The organism is Bradyrhizobium macuxiense (genome assembly GCF_001542415.1).
Taxonomy (GTDB): domain Bacteria; phylum Pseudomonadota; class Alphaproteobacteria; order Rhizobiales; family Xanthobacteraceae; genus Bradyrhizobium; species Bradyrhizobium macuxiense.
Genome location: NZ_LNCU01000039.1, coordinates 108,354 through 131,234 on the forward strand (window position 1 = coordinate 108,354; position 22,881 = coordinate 131,234).

19 protein-coding genes, 1 tRNA gene and 1 pseudogene are annotated in these 22,881 nt (G+C 58.5%); 12 read left to right on the top strand and 9 right to left on the bottom strand.

The genetic code is table 11. The features are described 5' to 3' along the window. The first annotated feature begins 18 nt into the window (after nt 1–18). The 3 genes from AS156_RS11475 (at nt 19) to glmS (ending at nt 4,942) form a co-directional block, all read left to right on the top strand. Complete coding sequence (locus AS156_RS11475; RefSeq protein WP_136626144.1) at nt 19–1,287, top strand: MFS transporter; 1,269 nt, start codon at nt 19–21, stop codon at nt 1,285–1,287. Further along, nucleotides 1,274–2,125, top strand: coding sequence for an alpha/beta fold hydrolase (locus AS156_RS11480; RefSeq protein ID WP_066503781.1), 852 nt, complete (start codon nt 1,274–1,276; stop codon nt 2,123–2,125). Before AS156_RS11475 ends, AS156_RS11480 begins: the two co-directional genes overlap by 14 nt. Before the next feature lie 990 nt (nt 2,126–3,115). Continuing rightward, a complete protein-coding gene (glmS, locus tag AS156_RS11490; protein ID WP_066503784.1) occupies nt 3,116–4,942 on the top strand; it encodes a glutamine--fructose-6-phosphate transaminase (isomerizing) in 1,827 nt (608 codons plus the stop codon). Between the two features lie 116 nt (nt 4,943–5,058). Here glmS and AS156_RS11495 read toward each other — a convergent pair whose 3' ends face one another. The 4 genes from AS156_RS11495 to nolL form a co-directional block, all read right to left on the bottom strand. Then, nucleotides 5,059–5,445: a response regulator transcription factor gene (locus AS156_RS11495; protein ID WP_066503785.1), complete on the bottom strand. Its 387-nt coding sequence runs from the start codon at nt 5,443–5,445 to the stop codon at nt 5,059–5,061. Between the two features lie 93 nt (nt 5,446–5,538). Continuing rightward, nucleotides 5,539–6,216: a response regulator transcription factor gene (locus tag AS156_RS11500; RefSeq protein ID WP_082747442.1), complete on the bottom strand. Its 678-nt coding sequence runs from the start codon at nt 6,214–6,216 to the stop codon at nt 5,539–5,541. Then, entirely contained in the window at nt 6,213–8,903 is a 2,691-nt protein-coding gene (locus tag AS156_RS11505; protein ID WP_066503787.1) for a PAS domain S-box protein, read from the bottom strand. Before AS156_RS11505 ends, AS156_RS11500 begins: the two co-directional genes overlap by 4 nt. Nucleotides 8,904–9,281: 378 nt before the next feature. Further along, complete coding sequence (gene nolL, locus AS156_RS11510) at nt 9,282–10,379, bottom strand: nodulation factor fucose acetyltransferase NolL (RefSeq protein ID WP_066503788.1); 1,098 nt, start codon at nt 10,377–10,379, stop codon at nt 9,282–9,284. A gap of 643 nt (nt 10,380–11,022) precedes the next feature. Between nolL and AS156_RS42785 the strand changes: the two genes are divergently transcribed. From AS156_RS42785 to AS156_RS11520, 3 genes are all read left to right on the top strand, one after another. Beyond that, on the top strand, nt 11,023–11,163 hold the full coding sequence (locus tag AS156_RS42785; protein WP_160331076.1) for a hypothetical protein: 141 nt from the start codon (nt 11,023–11,025) through the stop codon (nt 11,161–11,163). A gap of 295 nt (nt 11,164–11,458) precedes the next feature. Further along, nucleotides 11,459–12,286 carry a type IV toxin-antitoxin system AbiEi family antitoxin domain-containing protein gene (locus AS156_RS11515; protein WP_066503790.1) on the top strand — a complete coding sequence of 276 codons (828 nt, stop codon included), beginning with the start codon at nt 11,459–11,461 and terminating at the stop codon, nt 12,284–12,286. A gap of 154 nt (nt 12,287–12,440) precedes the next feature. Further along, nucleotides 12,441–13,103, top strand: a complete 663-nt coding sequence (locus AS156_RS11520) for a nucleotidyl transferase AbiEii/AbiGii toxin family protein (protein ID WP_245312722.1) — start codon at nt 12,441–12,443, stop codon at nt 13,101–13,103. Nucleotides 13,104–14,042: 939 nt separating this feature from the next. On the opposite strand, the gene AS156_RS41930 is transcribed toward AS156_RS11520, so the two are convergent. The 4 genes from AS156_RS41930 to AS156_RS40500 form a co-directional block, all read right to left on the bottom strand. Continuing rightward, complete coding sequence (locus AS156_RS41930; protein ID WP_136626145.1) at nt 14,043–14,315, bottom strand: hypothetical protein; 273 nt, start codon at nt 14,313–14,315, stop codon at nt 14,043–14,045. Between the two features lie 544 nt (nt 14,316–14,859). Then, entirely contained in the window at nt 14,860–15,075 is a 216-nt protein-coding gene (locus tag AS156_RS11540; RefSeq protein WP_066503795.1) for a hypothetical protein, read from the bottom strand. Between the two features lie 26 nt (nt 15,076–15,101). After that, nucleotides 15,102–15,641 carry a hypothetical protein gene (locus AS156_RS11545; RefSeq protein WP_066503796.1) on the bottom strand — a complete coding sequence of 180 codons (540 nt, stop codon included), beginning with the start codon at nt 15,639–15,641 and terminating at the stop codon, nt 15,102–15,104. Continuing rightward, nucleotides 15,628–15,879 carry a hypothetical protein gene (locus tag AS156_RS40500; protein WP_082747443.1) on the bottom strand — a complete coding sequence of 84 codons (252 nt, stop codon included), beginning with the start codon at nt 15,877–15,879 and terminating at the stop codon, nt 15,628–15,630. Before AS156_RS40500 ends, AS156_RS11545 begins: the two co-directional genes overlap by 14 nt. Nucleotides 15,880–16,215: 336 nt before the next feature. Here AS156_RS40500 and AS156_RS40505 point away from each other — a divergent pair. Further along, nucleotides 16,216–16,452, top strand: a pseudogene (locus AS156_RS40505) (site-specific integrase); the annotation flags it as partial. 4 nt (nt 16,453–16,456) lie between these two features. Here the strand turns inward: AS156_RS40505 and AS156_RS11550 are convergent. Beyond that, nucleotides 16,457–16,532, bottom strand: a tRNA-Ile gene (locus tag AS156_RS11550). Nucleotides 16,533–17,144: 612 nt separating this feature from the next. On the opposite strand from AS156_RS11550, the gene AS156_RS40510 reads away from it, so the two are divergent. The 5 genes from AS156_RS40510 to AS156_RS11580 all read left to right on the top strand — a co-directional run bounded on the left by AS156_RS40510 (nt 17,145) and on the right by AS156_RS11580 (nt 22,877). Next, nucleotides 17,145–17,426, top strand: a complete 282-nt coding sequence (locus tag AS156_RS40510; protein WP_082747444.1) for a helix-turn-helix transcriptional regulator — start codon at nt 17,145–17,147, stop codon at nt 17,424–17,426. A gap of 815 nt (nt 17,427–18,241) precedes the next feature. After that, nucleotides 18,242–19,291 carry an aromatic ring-hydroxylating dioxygenase subunit alpha gene (locus AS156_RS11565; protein ID WP_066503800.1) on the top strand — a complete coding sequence of 350 codons (1,050 nt, stop codon included), beginning with the start codon at nt 18,242–18,244 and terminating at the stop codon, nt 19,289–19,291. A 3-nt stretch (nt 19,292–19,294) separates the two neighbouring features. Then, complete coding sequence (locus tag AS156_RS11570; protein WP_066503802.1) at nt 19,295–20,047, top strand: GntR family transcriptional regulator; 753 nt, start codon at nt 19,295–19,297, stop codon at nt 20,045–20,047. An 11-nt stretch (nt 20,048–20,058) separates the two neighbouring features. Further along, a complete protein-coding gene (locus AS156_RS11575) occupies nt 20,059–21,039 on the top strand; it encodes a PDR/VanB family oxidoreductase (RefSeq protein WP_066503803.1) in 981 nt (326 codons plus the stop codon). 737 nt (nt 21,040–21,776) lie between these two features. Then, a complete protein-coding gene (locus tag AS156_RS11580; RefSeq protein WP_066503805.1) occupies nt 21,777–22,877 on the top strand; it encodes a hydrogenase small subunit in 1,101 nt (366 codons plus the stop codon). The last annotated feature ends 4 nt before the right edge of the window (nt 22,878–22,881 follow it).

The following is a 22,881-nucleotide window of genomic DNA, read 5'->3' on the forward strand; positions in this document are numbered from 1 at the left end:
AACTGCGCTGCGCTAGCCGTGAAGCCCATCAAGAGAAACCAAACCTTGCTCATTCATCGCGATTCGTTCTCATGTACCTCGTTGCTGGCTCTTATGGCGTCATTGTCGGCGTTCGGCGTTGACATGATCGCCCTAAGTCTGCCGGCGACAGCGATCAATCTCGGAGCGACGGCGGGCGACGTCGTTTTTGCGCTGAGCGCCTATGTCATGAGTTTTGGAACGACGCTTCTCGTTTGCGGACCGATGTCGGATTGCTTCGGCCGTAAGCCAATCGTTCAAGGCGGCTGCGTACTTGTAGTAATTGCAGGCGTGGGGTGCGCTCTCTCCAATTCTCCGTCGCTGTTCCTGTTCTTTCGCGCGCTTCAGGGAATCGGTGCTTCTATTATCGGGATTGCTGCGGTCGCAATTGTGAGGGACCTCTTCAACGGCGAGACCGCAAGGGCACAGATGACCAACGTCGTTTTGGCAATCTCCGTTGTTCCGATGGTTGCACCAATGGTTGATGTTGTCCTCCCCGCGCACGGTTTGCGCGCCATATACGTCGTGCCCATCGCAGGAGGATTGGTTCTGCTCGCGGCGATGTCCTTCTTCAGCGAAAGTGCCAAGATCGATCCGAGCGTTGGCTTCGGGCCTACGACGATTGTCCGAAATTATCGTCGCGTGCTGCGTCACCCGGTCTGCGTCGGAAACATCCTTTGCAATGCTGCAGCGGCCGGAGCCGTGTTCGCCTGCGTCACCGGATCATCGCTGTTCTTCTCCAACGTTTTCGGTCCCAACGCCTATGGTACGATCGTTGGAGCAGTTTCGCTGTCGATCGTGACCGGCGCCTGGCTCAACAGGAGTTTCTGTGGTCGAGGTGCATCGTCCGCGCAGCTGCTTGCGGTCGGCCTCACACTCTCGACCATCATGGGAATATCGTTGCTTCTCATGGCATTGGTGGGAGACAAATCGGCTGTTGTGGTGGTGTTGATCTTGGTGGGTGTCGGGTCGTCGTTCGGCCTGATTTCTCCGCACGCTATCAACGAGGCAATGCGACCTTTGCCAGAAATCGCAGGATCCACCAGCGCGACAAGAGCATTCGTACAGATAGCAGGCGCCGCATTGTCCAGTGCCTTGGTTGTCGCGCTCTTTGACGGGCATTCGCTACTTTCGACGGCGGTGGTGATGCTTGCTTTTTCGCTATTGGCGGTTGCCGCTTACGTTGGTGTCGTTCTTCCAGCCAATGCGTCGCCGTGGTCGAGCCAAATGCAAGCTCGGTTCAAGAGGAGAGACCGTGATCTCCCATGAGTTCAAGCCCGTTTTGTTAAATCGCGACGGTATACGTTTGGGGCATGTTGAGGTCGGACCTGCTGCCGCGCAAGACCCGCCGCTGCTCCTGATCAATGGTTGGACAGGCGACCACGGTATCTTCTCGCCGCAGCTCGTCCATTTCGCTCAAAAACGGCGAACCGTTGCGGTCAACCTTCGGGGACATGGCTCCAGTGATGCACCCGATCAGGAGTATACTGTCGCAGGATTTGCGGACGATATCGCTTGGCAATGCGATCACCTAGAGCTGTTCAAGCCGGTCGTGATCGGTCACAGTATGGGAGGTCGGATCGCGCTCGAACTGTGCGGCCGCTATCCGGACCTGGCCGCGGGCTTGGTCATGATTGATACAATTGTCATGCCGTCTCCGATCTTGCGCAAATCTCGTCAGGTTAAAGCGCTCCTGGACGGCGTAGGCGGATCCGACTATCTGGCGATCTTAAAGGCGAACGCGTGGGAACTCGGCTGCGATTTCGATGATGCCGCTCGTCGAAAGACGATCTATGAGACCTATGTGCTTCCGCCGTGCTCAAAAATAGCACAGCATGTAGCTTATTCGGTGATACGGAATGCCATTTTGGACTATGACCCGCTGCCTGCCGCAAAAGCCTGCAGGGTCCCCATGGCCTATATTGCCGCTGACGTTCCGCTGGTGAATATGGCGCGCGGCCTCGATCGGCTGAAGGAAATCTGTCCACAGCTGGTCACAGCGAAGACGATGCTCGCCGGACATTTCAACACGATCGAGGTTGCAGATCAGGTCAACGCCATGCTCGATCGCTTCTTGGATGTCGGTCTCCGCAGGCGCAGAGGTTGATTTAGAAGCCTTAAGTCAACCTGGAAAACGCTGGTGCGGCGAGGAAGCCGCGACCGTGTGCCTGCAATCTCACGCAACTAGGTGAGATCGGATTTGATAGCATTCGCGCGTGTCTGTACGAGAAGTAGAGCGCCGGTGCCGTTCCGCAGGAAACGCGAGGGGATCCTTATAGTGTGGCCCTGTGCACGGTAGCGCTGGCGTCAGTAGGAGGCGGTTACAAACCCTCGTATAGTTCTTCAAACTTTTCGATATCAGAGCATTACCTCCGTACAATTGAGCCATCGTTCTCACGTGACCTAGTCTCGTCCCTATCGAACTAGCATGGCTCGCATCAGTCCTGGCGTCACCTTCCTTAAGGCACGGATCCTGGAAAAAATATTCGCGATACGCATGACGAGACGCATAGCGGAATTGAGCCACGCCATTTAGCGGCAGAACATATCCGAAGAGAAGGTGAGAAGCGGAGTGTTCTCGAGATATCTGGCGGGAGGACTTTGAATGGCGCTTGACGGGGCAAGATGAGGGGGCTGCGATTATGAAGTTCTATTGCAGGACAGGCGGTTCGTCGGCCTTCATCGAGTCCCCTCCATCTCAAGGGCCAGCTGACTTGCAAGACGTGTCCACGCAGCCCGTCCAATGCGACCCGACCGTGATCTTCCTTATCGCCCGAAGGGTCTGGTTATGCCCGAACTGGCTGTCATGCGCGATCATCGAGACTTGCCTGAACGTTCGGCTCATCTGACCCACCTTCGTCTGCTGCCGTGCCTCCGCTTAGCCAGCGGTGCGCGCCAAGAAGCGGTGAGGCTGATTGAGCCTAGATGGCTAAAACTAACGATCTAGCTCGCACTTTGCAGGACACTGATGTCTGGACGAAGAACATCCAGCCCTGGTCTATCCGTGCCAGCCCCCTACAGCGACTCCGCTATCAATTCATTGTTCCGTGGTTCTGAAGTTAACGTCGTGGTTTGAAGTTGGGGCGCATTGGTCGGTATGTGCGGAGTTATTGGCATCCTAGGTCGTGGTCCGGTCATCGGACATTTGGTCGATTCACTTCAGCGACTAGAATATCGCGGATATGATTCCGCGGGCGTTGCGACGCTCGAGGGCGGCCATCTCGAGCGCAGGCGCGTCGAGGGCAAGCTGAAAAATCTTGCAGAGAAGTTGCACCGCAATCCACTGTCGGGTCACGCCGGTATTGGTCATACGCGCTGGGCCACCCATGGGAAGCCCACCGAGCGCAACGCACATCCGCATATGGCGGACAACGTCGCAGTCGTCCATAATGGAATCATCGAGAATTTCCGTGTACTCCGTGCCGAACTGGAACAGGATGGCGCGGACTTCGTCTCCGAGACCGATACTGAGGTGGTGGCACATCTTGTCGAGTCCTATTTGAAGAATGGCTACTCGCCGCAGGACGCAGTGAAGGCGTCGTTGCCGCGGCTGCGCGGTTCCTTTGCGCTGGCGTTTCTGTTCAAAGGCCACGAGGACCTCATGATCGGCGCGCGCAAGGGATCGCCGCTTGCGATCGGGTATGGTGATGGCGAAACATATCTAGGATCGGATGCTATCGCGCTTGCGCCCTTCACCGACAGCATCATCTACCTTGAAGACGGCGACTGGGCCGTGCTTACCCGTGCGAACGGTGTCATTTATGATTCGAGCGGCAGCATCGTCCACCGCGAAGCGTCAAGCCATGGCATGTCGTCGCTCCTGGTCAACAAGACGAATTATCGTCACTTCATGGCCAAGGAAATACACGAACAGCCGGAAGTAGTCCGGCAGACCCTGGTGCACTATGTCGATATGGTCCGCGAGCGCATAGAATTGCCTTCCAAATTGCCGTTCGACTTTAACGCCATACAGCGCATTTGGATCACGGCTTGTGGTACGGCGAGCTATGTCGGCCAAGTCGCCAAATACTGGTTCGAGCGACTGGCGCGCGTGCCGGTCGAGATCGATGTGGCCTCCGAGTTCCGCTATCGCGAGGCGCCTTTGCGCAAGGGGGATCTCGCGATCTTCATCTCGCAGTCTGGGGAGACCGCCGACACGCTGGCGGCGTTGCGCTACGCCAAGGCACAGGGGCTGCATACGATCTCGGTGGTCAACGTGCCGACGTCAACGATCGCACGCGAGAGCGAAGTCGTGCTGCCGACCTTGGCGGGACCTGAGATCGGTGTTGCGTCGACCAAAGCCTTTACCTGCCAACTGATGGTGATCGCGGCGATTGCGGTCGCAGCAGGCAGAGCGCGAGGCGAGTTGTCCGAATTCGATGAAATCAAGCTTGCCCACGAGCTGATCGAAGTGCCGCCGCTGATTGCGGCAACACTGGCCATCGAACCGCAGATTGAGAAGCTTGCGCATGATATCGCCAAATCGCGCGATGTGGTCTATCTCGGCCGCGGTACGTCGTCTCCCCTAGCGATGGAGGGTGCGCTCAAACTGAAGGAAATCTCCTATATTCATGCAGAGGGCTATGCCGCCGGCGAGCTCAAGCATGGTCCGATTGCGCTGATCGACGAGACCGTGCCGGTGGTGGTGATCGCGCCTTACGACCGGCTCTTCGAAAAAACCGTCTCGAACATGCAAGAAGTCGCGGCTCGAGGTGGTAACGTCATCCTGATAACCGATGCGAAGGGAGCCTCGGAAGCTGCAATGGACTCTATTGTAACCATTGTTCTACCGGACATGCCCGCAACCTTTACGCCCATGGTCTATGTTATTCCGCTGCAGCTTTTGGCCTACCACACTGCCATCCTGATGGGCGCGGACGTTGATCAGCCACGCAATCTCGCGAAATCGGTAACGGTCGAATAAGCCGATAGTCGCCGGAAGCGCTCCTGGCGGTTCTGCATGTTCAATGTTCGTTCGGGCGCCATGTTGGCAAAGCGGCGCTCAGATCAGATGTAGGGTAGGGCGGACGGCTCGTTGGCTCAGGTGCCGGCGCCGCCGAGGTGCTTCTCCAGTGCGGTATCAAGGCACTTGATCAACATATGTGCGGCGAAGGGCTTCGCGAGGAACCCAATGGCTCCGGCACCCAGCGCAGCGGCACGAACCCGGTCATTGGGAAATGCCGTGATGAGAATGAAAGGCGCATCGTAATCCCGAGCCCGCATCTCTGCGACCAGATCCAAGCCGCTCATCACCGACATCTGCACATCCGTAATTACACAGGACGTTTCATCCAGCTGAGGCGACTCCAAGAATTCCTTGGCTGACGCAAATGTATGGACGATGTAGCCCCGCGACTTGAGCAGGTTCTCTATCGCAGCACGGACTGAGGCGTCATCATCGACAATGGAAATCAAAGGCGTGGACAAGACCAGCCCTCCTGACGCTGGAAAGCGCTTGCCGACGGCATCAGCACCTTGGATGATAAAGTGGGCATGAGGGGCGAGCTTGTAAAATCATACTTAGGTTTGTTCGTCGCGGTTGGCATGAAGTTCGAGTTTCTCAGCCATTCTGATCAAATCGGCGAGCGATCGCGCGCGCATCTTTTTCATCACGTGCCCCCGATAGATCTTGACGGTAATCTCGGCGAGCCCGAGCTCAGCGGCTATTTGTTTGTTCATCAGGCCAGTAGCGACCAGCCTCAATACCGCTTGCTCGCGTGGGCTTAGGTTGTCGAACAAAGAGCGCAGGTTCGCGACCGTCTGCTCGGCCTCCCGTCTCTTGCGATCCCGTTCGGTCGCCGCCACCACCGCATCAAGAAGCTCCTGCTCGCGAAACGGCTTGGTGAGAAAATCGACTGCTCCCCCCTTCATGGCCCTAACGCTCATGGGAATGTCACCGTGGCCGGTGATGAAAATAATCGGAATGTGAATGTTCGACTTTGCCAGCTCAGCCTGGAACTCAAGCCCGCTCTGTCCCGGTAGACGGATGTCAAGAACCAGACAGCTGACAACATCCGGAACGTTGCTCTGCAGCATTTCGTGGGCTGATCCGAAAGTGACCACGTCCAGACCCACCGATTGAAAAAGGTTTGCGAGCGACCGACGCATCGAGGCGTCATCCTCGACAACGAACACGGTCGCACTTGTCGGCTCCGTTGCCTTCCTGCTTTCTCGCGGCGAGTCAAAGCGCCCAGTCACGATACAATCTCCTCATGCAATGGCAGTACAAATTGAAAAATCGCGCCCGGCCCTTGCTTGCGGACGACTGACAGGCGCCCTCCATGGGCTTCTACAATGGAGCGGCAGATCGAGAGACCCATTCCAAGGCCGCTCGATTTGGTGGTGAAGAAAGGATCCAGGATGCGGTTCATATCATCCTCGGCGATCCCGATGCCGCAATCAGTCACCGAGAGCTGCACCCGCCCCATATCATCCTGGGATGACTGGATCGCGAGTTCGCGCGTGCGGTCGTTAACCGCTTGCATGGCTTCGATCCCGTTCATTACGAGATTGATGATCACCTGTTGCAGTTGAACCCGGTCCGCCACAATCGCGGGAAGCGCCTGCGCCAACTCGGTCCGCAAGGTAATCTGGTGGTTTGCCAACTCGCGTGTCACCAGCGCGATGGCGTCCTTAACGACGTCGTTGATATCGATCATGACCATCTCGATCTCACCTTTCTTCGCAAGTGCGCGGATGCGGCGGATCACTTCGCTTGCCCGGATCGCATCTTCGATGATCCACTCCACGGAGCTGCGCGCAGCAGGAAGGTCAGGCGTCTCGCGACCCAGCCAACCAAGGCACGCATCGGCGTTGCTGATGATGGCGGCGAGCGGTTGGTTTACTTCGTGGGCGATGGAGGCTGTCAGCTCCCCAAGCGTCGTGACGCGCGTCACATGCGCTAGCTCCGCCTGGGCCTTTCGCAGCTCTTGTTCGGCCTGATCTGCCCGAATCATCGCCGTGATGTCGGTGCTGACGCCCCTGTAGCCAAGAAAGTTGCCGCTTCCGTCAAAAAAGGGCTTGCCGCTGGTCCGGACGTAGGTCGGAGAGCCGAGTCGGTTGATGGTGCGATAAATCAGATCTCGAAATGGGAGATGTGCGTCTAGCGTCGCCTGATGTTGTCGCCACTTCTCGGGTTCTTCTTCCACGTCGCGCGCAATTTCCCTGCGGGGCAGGCCGATGACCCCTTTCGCCACGACGCCCGCGGCGTCGGCGTGCTCCAAAAATTGGGTAAGCAGGTGGTCTGGTCCGGTTTCCCAAAGCCAGTCCGACGCCGTTTCGGCGTAGTCGCGAAAGCGCTGCTCGCTTTCGCGCAGCGCCGCGAGGGTGTTTTCTAGCCGTTCCCTGGCTGCGTGTTGCTCGGTGACATCCATATGCGTTCCGATGAGCTCGACGGTGGAGCCATCGCTTCCCACCACGGCGTGCGCAATGGCGTGGATGTGCCTTATCGCGCCATCGGGAAGGCGGATTCGGAAGTCATATTCGAAGTTCCCTGTCTTCTGTTCGATAGCCTGACGCTGCACTTCCTGCTGCAGCGCCAAGTCGTCTGGATGGATGCGCGACCGGATGGCCTCAAGCGATACGGGCTCTTCGGGGTCGAAGCCAAACAGACGGCTGACTTCGGCGGAGCGATACGCAAAACAGCGGCGGTGGCAGTCCCAGGACCAGGTGCCCGTGTGACTGAGCCGCTGCGCGTCGGCCAGATAGGCTTCGCTCCGGCGCAGTTGCTGTTCCACCTGCTTTGTTGCCGTGATGTCCGTTGCTGCCCCGACAAACTCTATATCGCCAGACGCGGTTCTCGTGGCCCGTGCCAGCGCATGAATGTGCTTTACCGACCCGTCGGGCATCAGCAGTCGGTATTCGTGCTCGAAATCCTGGCCTTGAAACGCTCGATCCTCGAACCGATACGCTCGATCCATAGTCTCTTGGACCGAGGCCCTGTCTTCTGGGTGGACGCGATCCAGGACGAGTTGCGAAGCTGGTTTCATCTCCGGATCATACTGGAAAATCCGAAAAAACTCCTTGGACCAAAAGATCTCGCCGGTGGCAACGTTCCAGCCGAAGCTGCCGGTGTGGCTCAGGTCCTGCGCCTGGGCCAGATGGGCTTCGCTCCGCCGCAGAGCAAGTACCGTCCGCTTTCGCTCGGTGATATCTTCGCAAGCAATGAGCACGATGGGCTTGTCGTCAGCCCACAGCATGGCTTTGGCGTTTTCTCGCACCCACAGCACCGAGCCGTCCTTCCTGACCTTCTGGATATCCCAGGTGTGCGATTGGCCGATATTTGTAAGGCACGTTTCGATGCATTTGCGGACGACCTCGCGATCTTCGTCCCGAAAAATCTTCAGCACGGATAGACCGACTATTTCCTCGGGCGCATAGCCGAGTTGTGTCGCACCGAAGGTGTTGACGTTGAGGACTGTTCCGGCTTCATCAACCATGAAGTACATGACCGGATTATGCTCAAAGATCGCACGCCACCGTTTCTCGCGGTCGCGCAAATCGGCCTCGCTGTGCCGTAGCTTGGCTGCGATCTCACGCGCAGTCTCCCGTTCGTGGCGAACTCTTCTGATCAGGTGCGTTCCGACAATTGATGCGGTAAGGAAAGCGACAAGCACCGGAAGGTCTTGGGGATCATCGATCCGGAGACTAAAGGTTGGTGGCGCAAACAAGTAGGCCAAGGCCGCGACGGAGCCGATGGAAAGCACCGACGATGCGATGAAGCTGCCCATGAGCGAAAACAGCAATATCACCACCAGATAGGCAAAAGCTGTCGCTGCGAAATGGCTGTGAACGTATACGGAAGTTAGCGACACCGCCGCCAGCGTAATGCCACCGAAAATAAGCTGCGTTGCCGAATGTCCGAACTTGGTGAGCTGGTTATACATGCTTGTAGCCGTCCGCCCTGACTGGCGGAAGAGGTTAACATGTTGGGCAAAAATGCGGCAATTCCTCTAGCCCCGAATAGCACTTGTGGGCTGTCCCGAGAATGGTCGGCCGTCACTAAACTCAGCATGAGCCGAAGGAAGGCACATTACAAACGTTGGTATAGTTCTTTTAAACCTTTCACTATCGAATGCTCACAATGGTACCTGAGCCGTGCGTCTCAAGCTTTTGGCGCGCATCTCCACCCGCCCCGATCGATTGCTGGAACGGATCGTCGTGAACTGGTCTGCTGTAAATCCGTGTTACACGGGCGCCCAGGGCGTTGCGCAGATTGCTGCTTCTGTCACAGAGCCGAGAGGACTTGATTAGTTGGTTGCCGGCTAAGCTTTGACTGCTTCCGAGCGTGGCAACGTTCCGACTATAATCCGAGACGACCATCGGAGGTCGCGTACAATGAAGCGAATTGTCATCGCGATGACAACGATGGACGCCCCAAGCATGCCGGCAACGGAGATTCTGGTCGAGAGATTCCATAGGTCTCCGAACTGAATCAGATCCATGAGACGAAAAATCGTGCCCTGGAGCAGGTAAAGAAGCAGCGTGCTCTGGCCAAGCTCCATCGCGACAAAACGAGCCATTCGATTTGAGGAACTGAATTTCCAGAGCTGAACAATTATTTCAAACGCGATCCAAGAGGCCGCTGCGGAGCCAGCGTACATCAGCACCACTCGCCCGGCCGAGGCAGTATCGTGAATCAGAGCGAGGTTGTTGTAAACATAAGTTTCTTTGCTCCAAGCAAGAAAGCACGCGCAAGTAATTGCAGCCAGGGAGAACATCAAGAGAGGTTTTTTGCGTGGAAGAACGCGCGTCCGGCATTCGGCCGACTGGGAGAGCAAGAATCCCAGGCAGAAGAACGGGTAAGTGTACCTTATCAAGGGCACTATCGAAAAGGTGACGGGCAAGACTGCTACCGCAATCGCAGACATGCACACGATCCACATCGATGAGCGACGGAAAATCGTTACAAGAACCTTTACGACAAGGAAAGAAGCAAATGTCGCCCATATAAACCAGTATGAGCCGACTAAATCGTTCAAGACGTCTACGTCAACTATACTACTCGAGGGCAAAAAGACCGCCACTTTGGCCGTCTCCAAAAGGGCATACCAAAACAGTGTTGGCAGCAACAATTGTATTGCGCGTTCGTTGACGCTGCGAGCAAATGATTTTCGCAGGAGGGCTCTCGAAGATAGATATCCGCTTATCGCCATAAAGAGAGGCATATGAAACATGTAGATCGACTTGAAATATGGCGAATCCCAATAGCCGTTGCCTCGGTAGACGACGTATTGCAGCAGGTGTCCAACGATCACCAAGATAATGAGTATGCCCTTGGCAAAATCAAAGCTCAGATCTCGGTTGTCCGCTCCGGACAAGTCTGAGCCGTGGTCCGTCGATAGAGTTGCGTGATGAAGCATAAAACCTCTGGCTTGCTTGTGCCACAACACTGTTGCGGACTTATCCGTTCCCTAACGATAGCTGTGTGGCCTCTAGGCGGACGACTTTGCATCGAGGGGTTTACTCAGACCGGGTAATGGTGTCCACGGCCTTGTCGGCTGCGGGAAGCCAACGCAATCCTCGTGTCTCGTCCAAAAACTTCAAGTATCCGGCCGGCGCTGCGTCACGTTGGCGCCATCGTCTCGGATGATCGCGCCTGGCGAGTAGATGCCGCGCTCACGTCGAACAAGCGAGGTCAAGTGTGGTGTCGTCCGGATCTCCTAGCGCGGATTTCGCTTTCCCTCGTCTGCCGGGGTGTCACCCAATTCGATTGAATTAACTTGAGCTTTTTGAGTTGTCATATTTCTCCACGTCATTCCCCACGTTGCCTCGAGGGAGAGGGGGGACGGCGAAGATGTCGGTGGACATATGGGCCGTCGCCACTGCACCATAACGCTGTTGTAACCAGTGATGGACCGTTTGCCTGCACGCTCCCAACTTGGGAGTAACCTCTACCCTCCAGGCGAGCCAGCGCCCGGCAGATACGTGAAGGCCAAAGCCAGCTAACGATATCGATGGTGGCTCAAGCACTACTGCGGAACCGGCCGATGGGCCAAGAGGGGAATGATCGCGATCGGCATGATCGCGATCGCCCGCGCGGTGGGCAATATGATCGGCGCCGAAATGATCGGCGCCGACCATGCCAATGTCGGGATGACATCCCGGTGGCGCCGAGCAGCAGCATCTGCATGTCGAGTGGGCTGAGAGGGCACCGCAGCGGGCGAGGGAGCCTCATCAACATGTCGACGAAGCCTCTATCACGGCTTCGGTGGACGCACGCAAGAAGTCCGCTGCTTGCCGTCAAAGTTTGGCCGCTTCAGCCAAAGGCTTTCGCGCTGATTTCTGGGTTCATCGGAGACGGTGCTCCGTTGGGCGTATCCGGGCAATTCCGTTCGCTGTAGAGTTTGAGGTATTATATACCCCAAACTGTGCATTGAACTTATGTGCCATTGTATAATGCACGATTTGGGGTATAATATACCCCAAGGAGCGCGCCGAGATGGTAGGCCCGAAAGGGAAAGTTGAAAGGTTTCTATCTTCACACCCGGTCTTCACCCGGACCGAGTTTCGCGAAACCGTGTCTCCCGGCCAGCCGCTCTCGTCGTCGGACTCATTGCTTAAGTACCACGCCGCCTCTGGACGAATACGTCATGTCGCGCCGGGTGTGTATGCCTCCGTCCCGCCGCACCTGGATCCAACGAACTTCCATCCCGACCGGATTCTGGTCGCATCGCGCATGCGCGCCGACGGTGTCCTCGCGTACCACACCGCACTCGAACTGCACGGGCTCGCCTATTCGGAAAGCTCTCAGACCCAACTGCTAAGCAGAGGTCGCCCGGGCGAGATGAAAACGCTCGTTGGTCCCGTCAGGTTCGTCGTGCAACCCGCCTCGCTGCGCCGTCGCTCCGAGGAAATGTCCGGCACGATCACGATGGACCGCCGCGGTCTCGACGTTATCGCGACCGGCGTCGAGCGAACGCTTGTCGACTGCATCGAGCGCCCGGACCTGACCGGCGGTATCGAGGAACTCGCAAACGCGCTCCATAGCGTTAAAGCGTTCGACGTCGGCAAATTCGCGAAGTTCGCGCTCGTTCGCGACAACCAGACGCTCGTCGGCGTGTGCGGTGCCTGGCTTGAGAGCCGGAAAGACGATCTCTTCGTCGACACGCAGGTACTAGACGAACTGAAGGGTGCCGCCCCGCCGGCACCGCGACCCGCGTTGGGAGGCGACGCCCAAGGCCATGCGAAGGAAGGCTGGAACGTCATCCTGCCTCCGGATTTCCTCAGCCCGTCCTTCGAAGGGATGTCACCGGAGATGATGCCGTGATCTCGATCGAACGCCTCGAAAAGATTGCCACCGACGTTTCCTTCCAACCGGCCTCGGTCGAGCGCGTCATCCGATTGATAGATGTGCTCCACCAAATCGCGTCGACCGCGAGCTCGGAAAGCTGCTCGCACTCAAGGGCGGCACCGCGCTCAACTTGTTCTATCTCGCACTAGACCGACTTTCCGTCGACATCGATCTGAACTACGTCGGTGCCGCGGATAGGGAAGCCATGCTGCGGGATTCCGAGATCATCAACAAGCGACTTCCCGCGCTCCTGCAGAGCAAGGGGTACGAAATCGGCCGCGATCCTTCTGGCGAACATGCCGGCGGCAAGTGGCGCTTCAGATACGTCTCGGCCTATCAGCGCCCGGGCACGCTGGAAGTGGACGTGAACTATCTCTTCCGGACACCGTTCTTCGGCTGGGAGAGGCTGAATTCCGCAAAGCTCGGCGACTACGAAGCGAAGAACGTCGGCGTGGTCGACCTCCACGAAATTGCTGCCGGCAAGATCGTCGCCTTGGTGGCCCGGCGGGCCTCCCGCGATCTGTACGACGCCTGGAGGCTGCTGCAGAACGAAAACATCGACTGGACGCAAGTTAAGGTCGGAGCGCTTGCGATCGGCGCCGCCTCCAGGGATCTGGATTGGCGCACGGTGTCGCTGAAGGACTACAAATACGATCTCAACGACCTGAACAACAAGCTGCTGTCCGTGGTCAAGAACGGCGTGTTTGACGCGGCGGGCGGCCCGAAGAAATGGTGCGACCGGATCCTAGCGGAATGTCAAGAAAAAACTGGCGCCGCTCTTCAAGCACGATGACGGAGAGCTGGCCTTCCTCGACGCGCTCTACGACCGCGGAAGCGTCGAAGTCGGTACGCTTCCTGCGAACGACGATGTGAAAAGACGCATCGAAGCCTTTCCTGCGCTCCGGTGGAAAGCGCAACATGTCGCGCAGCACTTGGGCCGGAAACCCGGCATCTAACCGACGAGTCGAGACGCGAACGAGACGTCACCGCGCCCATGTCGAGGCAAGGGATCCATCTCCAGGCCGACGACCCGCTGACTAACTCGTTCGCCACGGTCCGCGTTATGCGCGTTCGCTAAATTTTGAAACGTCGCGACGAGAAATAGCTCCGGTTTATATCGCCGAAAAGAATCCGTTGCTTTCGAACCAATGGCTCCTGCGATTTCCAAGGATTCGTTGACGAAGAATCGACGGATGTCGGGATCGCCGTCGGGGTCCCGCCTTAAGCTTCAAGCGAGAGCAGAAACGGAATGAAGCGAGGGGGCGTGCGATTCCGGAACTGTCGGATGAAAGGCTTGCGGTGCTGGTTAGGCAGGTGATGCCTTCCAAGGTTGTTGAAGAGTGGGTTGTGCAGGTCGTTGATGACCATCAAGACGCTTGCGTCAAATTTGACCGCAATGTTCTGCGCGTTCATCGAAACTGGCTGGGCGCCAGAGGCCAGGAAGCAGTAGCCTGGCAACGGCTTTCACGGCCTGTTGTGACGAGGAGGCGCCGGCCCTCGACTCTTGACAAGCCACCAGGCAAATTCGTCCGATGGAACCAAGATTTCGATCCGCTGCAGTTGCGTTGATCGCCTTTGCCGCCGGCACTGCCGCGTCCTTCTTCCTGCTTCCCCTTTGGGTGATGTGGGCGATCAATATTGCCAGGGAGGGCAATCGGTCCGATTGGCTGGGCTTCGTGGGCGGGTTTCTTGGGGACGCCTTGACCGCCTTCGTAGCGGCTATTGCGGTTTACTACGCTTGGCGGGGAATCAACCGCCAGCTTCGTGTGAGTATCGTTAGCCGAAAGGAGGACGCATCGAGCGCGATCTGACCGGTTTGCGCGATGCACTCACGTTGGCCGATCGACTGCTTGTAAATCTCCGCACGCCAAACTCCTTTGCGAAGGCGCGCCAAGGGCTCGAAACCTTCAAGGATGAAGGCAATGGCGTCATCTATCGTGTGAGATTCGTACCAGACCTTCCCGACACGGATGACGTTATCGACCACTTGGTCCAGATTGATCATGTGCTGCACGCCGGCATTATCGGTTACATATTTCCAAGCCCTTTCTGCTTCCCCAGTTTGCCAGCCTGATCTTGCGGCGCGTCCCGTGTTCGATCGCAGTGGCAACATCGCGGGGCTGATGTCAACCACGTTGAGGAGAATGAGATGCCGTCACCGGCAGGTCATCGGGCCGGGCCCGGTGGATCCTCCAAGCCAAGGTTCAGTTGAAGACGAGACGTCCGGACGGATAGCACGGGGTCGACTCCGCGATGTGAGGTCTTCACCCGCTGCAGTTTCCCATCGCGCCATCGTCGGTACTTCCTGACTAAAACATGCCTTGGCCCGCGGCTACGCTTTCGCATGACGCATCTCCCAATCAGGCGGGAAACAGCCCCGCCGCTCGGCTTGGAAACGCACAAGCCCGCGCAAGGAGCCCGACACGATGGCCGGTCCAGGAAGAGGGCGCCGGTGACGGCGATTGATATGATCGTCGATTCGCGAACGCTAAGGCGGGCATCACCAGGCGTCGGCGACCAGTCGCACGAGAGGGCGTGGCGAGCGAACGCTATCCAGCCTTCCGATTCGTCGGCGCCTTGATGGACCCTCGTCCCTTGCGCATCTTGGGGAAGATCTGGTCGAAGGGCTTGCCCTTTGCGAAATTCTGTTTGGTCCATTCCGGATTGTCGCTGACAGCGCGCATATCCGCTTTTGTGTAGCCCTTTTTCTCAGCGGCGGCTTTCTCACAGAGCGTCCTTTCCTGCTTGCTGGCGCGCCGGCGCATGCTGACAGTGACTAGGTCGTCGGTGTTTAGGCGGCCTCTAATGCAACCGTTTCTTCCTGCTCGCGCTTCTTCAGGCGATCGGCCAAATGGATTTCGCCGGCCTGGATAGCATTGTTGGCTTCCTGGAATACGCTCGCGGAGACTGCTGCCTCTACGGGTATTTTTTTGTTGACTGCCATCCAATTGGCGACCTCGGCCCAATCATACAGAGGAGCATCTGAGGTGACGCGCGCGACGGGGGAAGGAAAGTCCTTCCCTCTCGAGCCTTTGGCGTAATTTGAAATGGCCGCGCGCGTCAGCTGTGTGCGCGCGGCGATGTCAGTCAGATTGACTAGCGGATCTGGTTCGATCCGATCGACATGTGCACCAGCAGCGCACACGTTCTCGACCGCTGAAGCGATGGCTTCAGCGATGGTGTTCGCCTCCCGGGCAAAATCAAGGATGATGTGGCCCTTTTGAAAAGCGATCAGCGCGTCATCGCAGCCGGCGTTGTAGAACCGATCCTCGAAGCCATCGGCGTTCGCATCGAGGCCTGATGCGATGATGCTAAACTCAAACGTCTTCATCGTTGACCTCCACTTCGTGCGGGCATCGATCGATCACGCGGCGGATTTGTTTGGCGTGATTTTCAGGACTTCTAGGCGTCGACCAAATGGAAATTCGGCAGCCGTCTCGATCGTGGTGAGCGCAAAGCAGCTGGCCCCAAGCATGGCCATTGACCTTTCGCCAGGTCCAGCCCTTTACCTCCGCCTCGGAAACCACGGCTTCGATTTCCTTGTTCGGGTGCGACGGTCTTGCGGCCATCACGTGTTCGCCACTTTAACGTAGTGTTGACAGATGTCAACAAACTTGTGGGGCCTAATGCCCTTTGAGCCGAAATTGTTCCAAGGTAGCACTTAAATACCTCCCGGCGATTCCGGTAACTTGCTGATAGATATACCTATTTTTGGCAATCAAGGCATTCCCTTGAAAAGGGCGCGACCCGGCCGAACCCGGGTGGGACCGATGAAGGCCAGCCCAGGCCGCGCTACGCGCGCTGGGGGCGCACGCGATCGGCGATCGGCGGCGGAGTGCCGCCTGCGGCATTGGCGGCCCTCTTGCCTGCGCTGGTGCAGCTGCTGGTGCTGCTCCTGGTCGAAGCTGCGCCACACCGCGGCGACCTGGTTGATGCAACGTCGCGCGGATCCGTGGCAGGCGGCCGGCTTCCTTGGAATGTCGCTGAAGGTCCTGCTCGATACCTATGGCCATCACCATCCCGACTACATGCGCGAGGCGGCGGCGGCGATCACATCGAAGGATCGCAACCAGAACGCAACGGTGGTTGACCTAAATCGCGCGCGGGAAAAATTGAAAAAGAGCCGCCGCCCCCCCCCGTAAATGTTGGTGGGCCCGGCAGGACTCGAACCTGCAACCAGACCGTTATGAGCGGCCGGCTCTAACCATTGAGCTACAGGCCCCGCCGCCTTGCGGGCCGCATGACGCGGCCGGCAACGGTGCGGGCTCCGTTTACAGGGGGCGTGCGGTTTCGGCAATCTCCGACCCCACGGTTCAGCAGCGCAGGATCACGATTTCACAAATCCTCATTGGTAAGTCGAATACCAAGCCACGGAACCAAGCTGTTGAAATTCGCTGTGCGACTTTCGGCACGTTGTTCGCGATCTCAGTATAGGTCAGCCCCTTCGACTTAGTCGACTGAATTGCCTTTCGGTACGCACCCACAAAGTTCATTGGCTGCGGCCGCCCATACTAGCACGAAAAATGCGTCTTTTCCATCAGGCGCAGTAAGCGTGTTTGCAAGCCCTGGGTATTAATGACCGTTAAAGCGGACGCTGCAGGCTCGCATACGCGTCTTCTCCCAAATCGACAGTGAGTTGATGTCGCCTCCACGTTCGCTTCCCGTTTGGACCCCTCTGGCGTGGGCGGCGCCGAGACAAATAGCCCTTCTTGCTTAGGGATATCGAAAATTGCCCCCTCAATGTTCGCTATCCCCCTCCGAGAGCGCGCTTCTCTATGGTGATCGCACGCTGGCGCCGCCGTTCGTAGCGCGCCTGTCATCCTGGAGCTCTCAAATGCCTGATCCGATGGGCGGCCTATCCCCGCGCTTCCTGCGTAGACCAGAGGCCGCGCGTTATCTTGGCCTTTCCGGCCGTACGCTCGAGAAGCATCGCACGTACGGCACAGGGCCAACCTATCGAAAGATCGGTGGTCGTGTTGTCTACGCGCAGGATGATCTGAAAGCATGGGCCGATCTCGGCGCCAAAACGTCGACGTCAGATCCCCGCAAAGGGACAGTGCTGCCTGCCAGGAAGCTCCCAGTGCTGCGCCCTTACGCGGGCCAGGAACGTCGCTGACTACGGCGCACAGACAGACGACGGCATGTGGGGCGAGATGGAGTACAACGCATCAATGGCCCAGTGCATATCTGTTCTTGCGAGCGGAAAACGAAGCAAATCACGCCGATCGATTTCCGCAGACGCAATCTCAATCCGAGACGAAGCCGAACCAAAGCACCGTATGACGACCGGCTGGGGCAGTTTTTGCTGAGCCGCGTGCCAGATCCTCAGGCGCTCGAATCCAAGAGACTGCTGACGGCTTCGATCGACGAACCACTGGAAAACGACGGCGCGAAACGTGTGCGCGCGGCCGTGACGCTAGTGAAGCGATTCCGCCTCAAACATAAGAATCCGCAGGCCGACAGAGTCGCAATGGCCGGGAGGCAAAGAATGGACCGCTGTCAAAGGTGAGCTGGCCGCTTGGGAGGAAGCGCGCGGCCCGTTCTGAAAATGCGCCGATCGCAATTGGAGCGCTCGAAAAGATCGAAACGACGATTGGCGGGATGAGTGCGACGCAGCGCCCGGTGCGCCAAGGAGTCAGCCCTGGGTGGCGTTGCTTATGGGCTAGTCTAGCGGCTCGAAGAGCGGTTTGCGCATCTTCGCCAAGGCGAAGCTCGCCGAGGAGATCCGGTGCGGCCTCAACCACTGGAGAGGGGCTTTCCCGCTGGACGCGGGCGCGATCATATCTCCCGATATTATGTATACAATAATTCCATAGACACCATTAATATATGCGCCATTAAAGTCGCTATGTCGCGCAATTCCCTCCGCATCCACCACAAACATTTGCCACATGTATACTGTGAGTATTCGTGAGCGAGGAGGAGCGAGGAATGGGTCACTGTTTTCCGATGAATGCTTGGTACGCCGCCGCTTGGGACGCCGACGTGAAACAGGCGCTACTGCCGCGCACGATTTGCGGCAGGCACATCGTGATGTATCGCCGCAGCAACGGGGATGTGGCTGCGCTGGAGGATGCCTGCTGGCATCGACTGGTGCCGCTCTCAAAAGGTCGGCTCGAGGGTGACACTCTCGTCTGCGGCTATCATGGGCTGAAGTTCAACGCGCAGGGCCGCTGCACCTTCATGCCCTCGCAAGAGACGATCAACCCTTCCGCCTGCGTGCGTGCTTATCCTGTCGTCGAGCGTCATCGCTTCATCTGGCTGTGGATGGGCGATCCAGCGCTGGCCGACCCAGGACTGGTGCCCGACATGCACCGGAACGACGATCCTGCCTGGGCCGGCGACGGCAAGACCCTTCACCTCAAATGCGACTACCGTTTGGTCGTAGACAATCTCATGGACCTGACGCACGAAACCTTCGTGCACGGCGCCAGCATCGGCGATGATGCCATCGCGGAAGCGCCGTTCGACGTCACTCATGGCGAGATGACCGCGACCGTGACACGCTGGATGAAGGGGATTACCGCGCCGCCGTTCTGGGCCAAGCAATTGCAAAAGTCTGGTCCGGTCGACCGCTGGCAAATCATTCGTTTCGCGGCACCGTGCACCATCAATATCGACGTCGGTGTTGCGCCCGCCGGAACCGGCGCGCCCGAAGGCGATCGCTCGGCCGGCGTCAACGGGATTGTTCTCAACACCATCACGCCCGAGACGGAAACGAGCTGTCACTATTTCTGGGCATTCGTGCGCAATTATCGGATAGGTGAACAGCGGCTGACCACCGAACTCCGCGAAGGCGTTGCCGGCATCTTCCGCGAGGACGAGCTCATTCTCGAGGCGCAGCAGCGCGCGATCGATGAAAACCCCGATCGGGTCTTCTACAACCTCAATATCGATGCAGGCGCGATGTGGGCGCGGCGCCTGATTGATCGCATGATCGAGGCGGAGAATCCGCCGCCACATCGGCAGGCCGCGGAGTAGGGCATGGCCGAGCAAGACAGTGATCGCTCCGTCTCACAGACCGTGCGCGCGCAGCTCCGCCTGCGTGATCTGATCCTGTCTGGCGATTTGCGCCCGGGCGAGCGGATTTCCGAATTGCAGGCGGTGGAGGCGACCGGCGCCTCGCGCACCCCGGTGCGAATGGCGCTGGTTCGGCTGGAGGAGGAAGGGCTTCTGGAAGCGATCCCTTCCGGCGGCTTCACGGTGAAAGGGTTCTCCGAGCGAGATGTCCTGGATTCGATCGAACTGCGCGGCGCGCTGGAAGGGCTGGCCGCGCGCTTTGCCGCCGAGCGCGGGGTCTCGTCGCGCGATCTCGAGCCACTGAAAGGATGTCTCGACGAGATCGACAGCCTGGTGCAGCGGGATCGGATCTCGATTGAGGCCTTCTCCTCCTACGTCACGCTGAATGCGCGATTTCATGTGCTGTTGACCGAATTGTCGCGCAGCCCGTCCCTGATCCGACAGATCGATCGCGCGTCCGCGCTGCCGTTTGCTTCGCCAAGCGGCTTTGTGATGACCCAATCAGAACTGCCGCAGGCGCACGAGACGCTCTTGATTGCGCAAGATCAACACCGCGTCGTGGTCGACGCAATTGAAAACCGCGAGGGCGCGCGGGCCGAGGCGATCATGCGCGAGCACGCGCGGCTGGCGTCGCGCAATTTGCGGCTGGTGCTCAAGAATAAGACGCATTTTGACCTGCTGCCGGGGCTGGCACTCATCAGGACTGCAGGCGATTAAAGGAGGAGCGCATGCGCTTCATCGAAACCTGGATTCCCGCAACCCTGATTGCGACTCGCGATCTGACTTCCTCGATCCGCGAGTTCCTGATCAGGCCTGAAAGTTTCGACGGTGCGGCCTACCGGGTCGGCAGTCATATTGATGTCGCCGTCACCGTCGATGGCCGCCCCGAGATGCGGTCCTACTCGCTGATCGGTGAAGCCGACCGCGCCGGCTACCGTATCGCGGTGCGGCGGGCGGAGGATTCCCGCGGCGGCTCGCGCTACATGTGGTCGCTCGCGGCCGGGGCGCGGCTGACCATCACATTGCCGACCTCGCTGCTGCCGATCGACTGGGCGCGCGGGAATTATTGTCTGATCGCTGGCGGCATCGGCATCACGCCGTTGATTGGGGCAGCTCAGGCGCTCGCCCGCCGCAAGGCCGAATTCACGTTGCATTACGCGGTGCGTTCGCGTGAAGATGCCGTCTATCTGGATGTTCTGGCCACCTTGCTGAACGAGCGCCTTGTTGTCCATGCGGGCAGCGAAGGGCGCCGCCTCGAGTTCGGCGCCTTGTTCGCCTCGCTGCCGCCTGATGCCATGACGCTGTTTTGCGGCCCGATGCGGATGCTTGATGCTGCGCGCCGGGCCTGGACCGGCGCGGGGCGTGCGTTATCCGACCTGCGCTACGAGACCTTCGGTTCGAGCGGGCTGCTGCCGACCGAGGATTTCCGGGTGCGCCTCGCGGACCTGGGCATCGAAATTGAGATTCCGCGCGATCGCTCGATGCTGGATGCGCTCAATGCGGCCGGTTATGAGGTCATTTCGGATTGCCGGCGCGGCGAGTGTGGCGTCTGCGCCGTCGACCTGCTCCATATCGACGGTGAGGTGGACCATCGTGACGTCTTCTTCAGCGAGACTCAGAAGTGCGCTAACGAGAAGATCTGCGCATGTGTCTCGCGCGCCCGCGGCACCATTACGGTCGATATGCTGCATCGCCCGGACGCGGTCTAGGCTCGCCACAACGCCTTCCACGGCAACGGTCGTGGTTTCGACCGGACCCGCTGCGTCGCGGCTCGGGCGGGTGCGCATAGACAGCCTCGCTGTTGGTCTCGCTCGGACGAAATGCGCCGGAACCTTTTCGAGGCCCGTATCCTACAATTTTGCCTCGCTTCAACGTCGCATTGAGCTGGATCAATCGAGCAGACCTCATTGTGAACTCCTGACCCGTTGTGTGCGGCGTCCTTCAAGCACCGATTCTTGTTTCCGCAGTCGGCGTGCCGCTCGCGAAAGTGTTGCATCCGTTCGCAACGAGCAAAAGCGACCCTTTGCCGCTGCCGCAGCGGACGATCGTGCTGCTTGGTGAGGTTTCTCACATCGGCGTTTCAAATCAGACACGAATGGCCCAAAAGGATGGACGGTCAACGGCACCGCTTGTCCTCGTGCAGGAATATCTGCTCGAGTACAACGTGCCTTCCTGCGACCTCACGGCCGGGTGCTCGTCATGGAGGCATCACCGGGTATCGTGCGCTTTTGTACCATCCGATCCTTCGTACAGGCGCTCGTGCACGTCGCGCGCACCGTCATCTGGCTGTGGGGTCGAATAGTTGCCCGGTAACGCTGGCTCACCAATCTCACCGCAATTGGCAGAGGGATGGTTTGGTATCGGTCTGTCCAAGTGCGATTGGCCTGCTTCTTGCTATCTGAACGTCAGCAATTCTCACAGCCGATAACAGATCATTGGAGGGGCGATGGGCGCGGCAACGGAAACGTTCTACAATGTGATCAGACGTCAAGGTATCACGCGTCGCAGCTTCCTCAAATTCTGCGGTTTGACGGCCGTGAGCCTCGGGCTCGGCCCGCTCGCGGCAAGCCATATTGCCAACGCGCTCGAGACCAAGCCACGTCTGCCTGTGATCTGGATGCATGGGCTCGAATGCACCTGCTGCTCTGAAAGCTTTATCCGCTCGGCCCATCCGTTGGTTAAGGACGCGGTGCTCTCGATGATTTCGCTCGATTATGACGATACCATCATGGCAGCGGCAGGACACCAGGCCGAAGCCATCCTTGAGGAGACCCGCGTCAAGTATAAAGGCCAGTATGTGCTTGCCGTCGAAGGCAACCCACCGCTGAACGAAGACGGAATGTTCTGCATTGATGGCGGCAAGCCGTTCGTCGAAAAGCTCAGATCGATGGCGGACGATTGCATGGCGATCATCGCTTGGGGCACTTGTGCGTCCTGGGGCTGCGTGCAGGCGGCCAAGCCCAACCCGACAGGGGCGACGCCGATCGATAAGGTGATCACGAACAAGCCGATCATCAAGGTGCCCGGCTGCCCGCCGATCGCTGAGGTCATGACGGGCGTGGTGACCTTCATCACCACGTTCGGAAAACTTCCCGAGCTCGACCGCCAGGGGCGTCCGAAGATGTTCTATTCCCAGCGCATCCACGACAAGTGCTATCGGCGTCCCCATTTCGATGCGGGCCAATTTGTCGAGGAGTGGGACGACGAGGGCGCGCGCAAGGGCTATTGCCTCTACAAGATGGGCTGCAAGGGACCGACCACCTACAACGCCTGCTCGACCGTTCGGTGGAACGGCGGCATTTCCTTTCCGATCCAGTCCGGCCATGGTTGCTTCGCCTGCCCCGAAGACGGCTTCTGGGACAGGGGCTCGGCTTATGACCACCTCACGACCATCAAGCAATTCGGTATCGAGAAGACCGCCGACCAAATCGGCATGGCAGCCGCCGGCGCGGTCGGTCTTAGCGTTGCTGCGCATGCGGTGGTGACGGCCGCGAAGCGGCTCACCCGTAAAGGGGATGGTGCAGCTCAGGACAATCATCGAGGCTAGGGGG

Excerpts from the sequence above, each read along its gene's own strand:
- glmS (WP_066503784.1), top strand. The coding sequence starts at position 3,116 with ATGTGCGGAGTTATTGGCATCCTAGGTCGTGGTCCGGTCATCGGACAT.
- AS156_RS11505 (WP_066503787.1), bottom strand. The coding sequence starts at position 8,903 with ATGTATAACCAGCTCACCAAGTTCGGACATTCGGCAACGCAGCTTATT.
- nolL (WP_066503788.1), bottom strand. The coding sequence starts at position 10,379 with ATGCTTCATCACGCAACTCTATCGACGGACCACGGCTCAGACTTGTCC.
- AS156_RS42785 (WP_160331076.1), top strand. The coding sequence starts at position 11,023 with ATGATCGCGATCGGCATGATCGCGATCGCCCGCGCGGTGGGCAATATG.
- AS156_RS11515 (WP_066503790.1), top strand. The coding sequence starts at position 11,459 with ATGGTAGGCCCGAAAGGGAAAGTTGAAAGGTTTCTATCTTCACACCCG.
- AS156_RS41930 (WP_136626145.1), bottom strand. The coding sequence starts at position 14,315 with ATGATCAATCTGGACCAAGTGGTCGATAACGTCATCCGTGTCGGGAAG.
- AS156_RS11540 (WP_066503795.1), bottom strand. The coding sequence starts at position 15,075 with ATGCGCCGGCGCGCCAGCAAGCAGGAAAGGACGCTCTGTGAGAAAGCC.
- AS156_RS11545 (WP_066503796.1), bottom strand. The coding sequence starts at position 15,641 with ATGAAGACGTTTGAGTTTAGCATCATCGCATCAGGCCTCGATGCGAAC.
- AS156_RS40500 (WP_082747443.1), bottom strand. The coding sequence starts at position 15,879 with ATGGCCGCAAGACCGTCGCACCCGAACAAGGAAATCGAAGCCGTGGTT.
- AS156_RS40510 (WP_082747444.1), top strand. The coding sequence starts at position 17,145 with ATGCCTGATCCGATGGGCGGCCTATCCCCGCGCTTCCTGCGTAGACCA.
- AS156_RS11565 (WP_066503800.1), top strand. The coding sequence starts at position 18,242 with ATGGGTCACTGTTTTCCGATGAATGCTTGGTACGCCGCCGCTTGGGAC.
- AS156_RS11570 (WP_066503802.1), top strand. The coding sequence starts at position 19,295 with ATGGCCGAGCAAGACAGTGATCGCTCCGTCTCACAGACCGTGCGCGCG.
- AS156_RS11575 (WP_066503803.1), top strand. The coding sequence starts at position 20,059 with ATGCGCTTCATCGAAACCTGGATTCCCGCAACCCTGATTGCGACTCGC.
- AS156_RS11580 (WP_066503805.1), top strand. The coding sequence starts at position 21,777 with ATGGGCGCGGCAACGGAAACGTTCTACAATGTGATCAGACGTCAAGGT.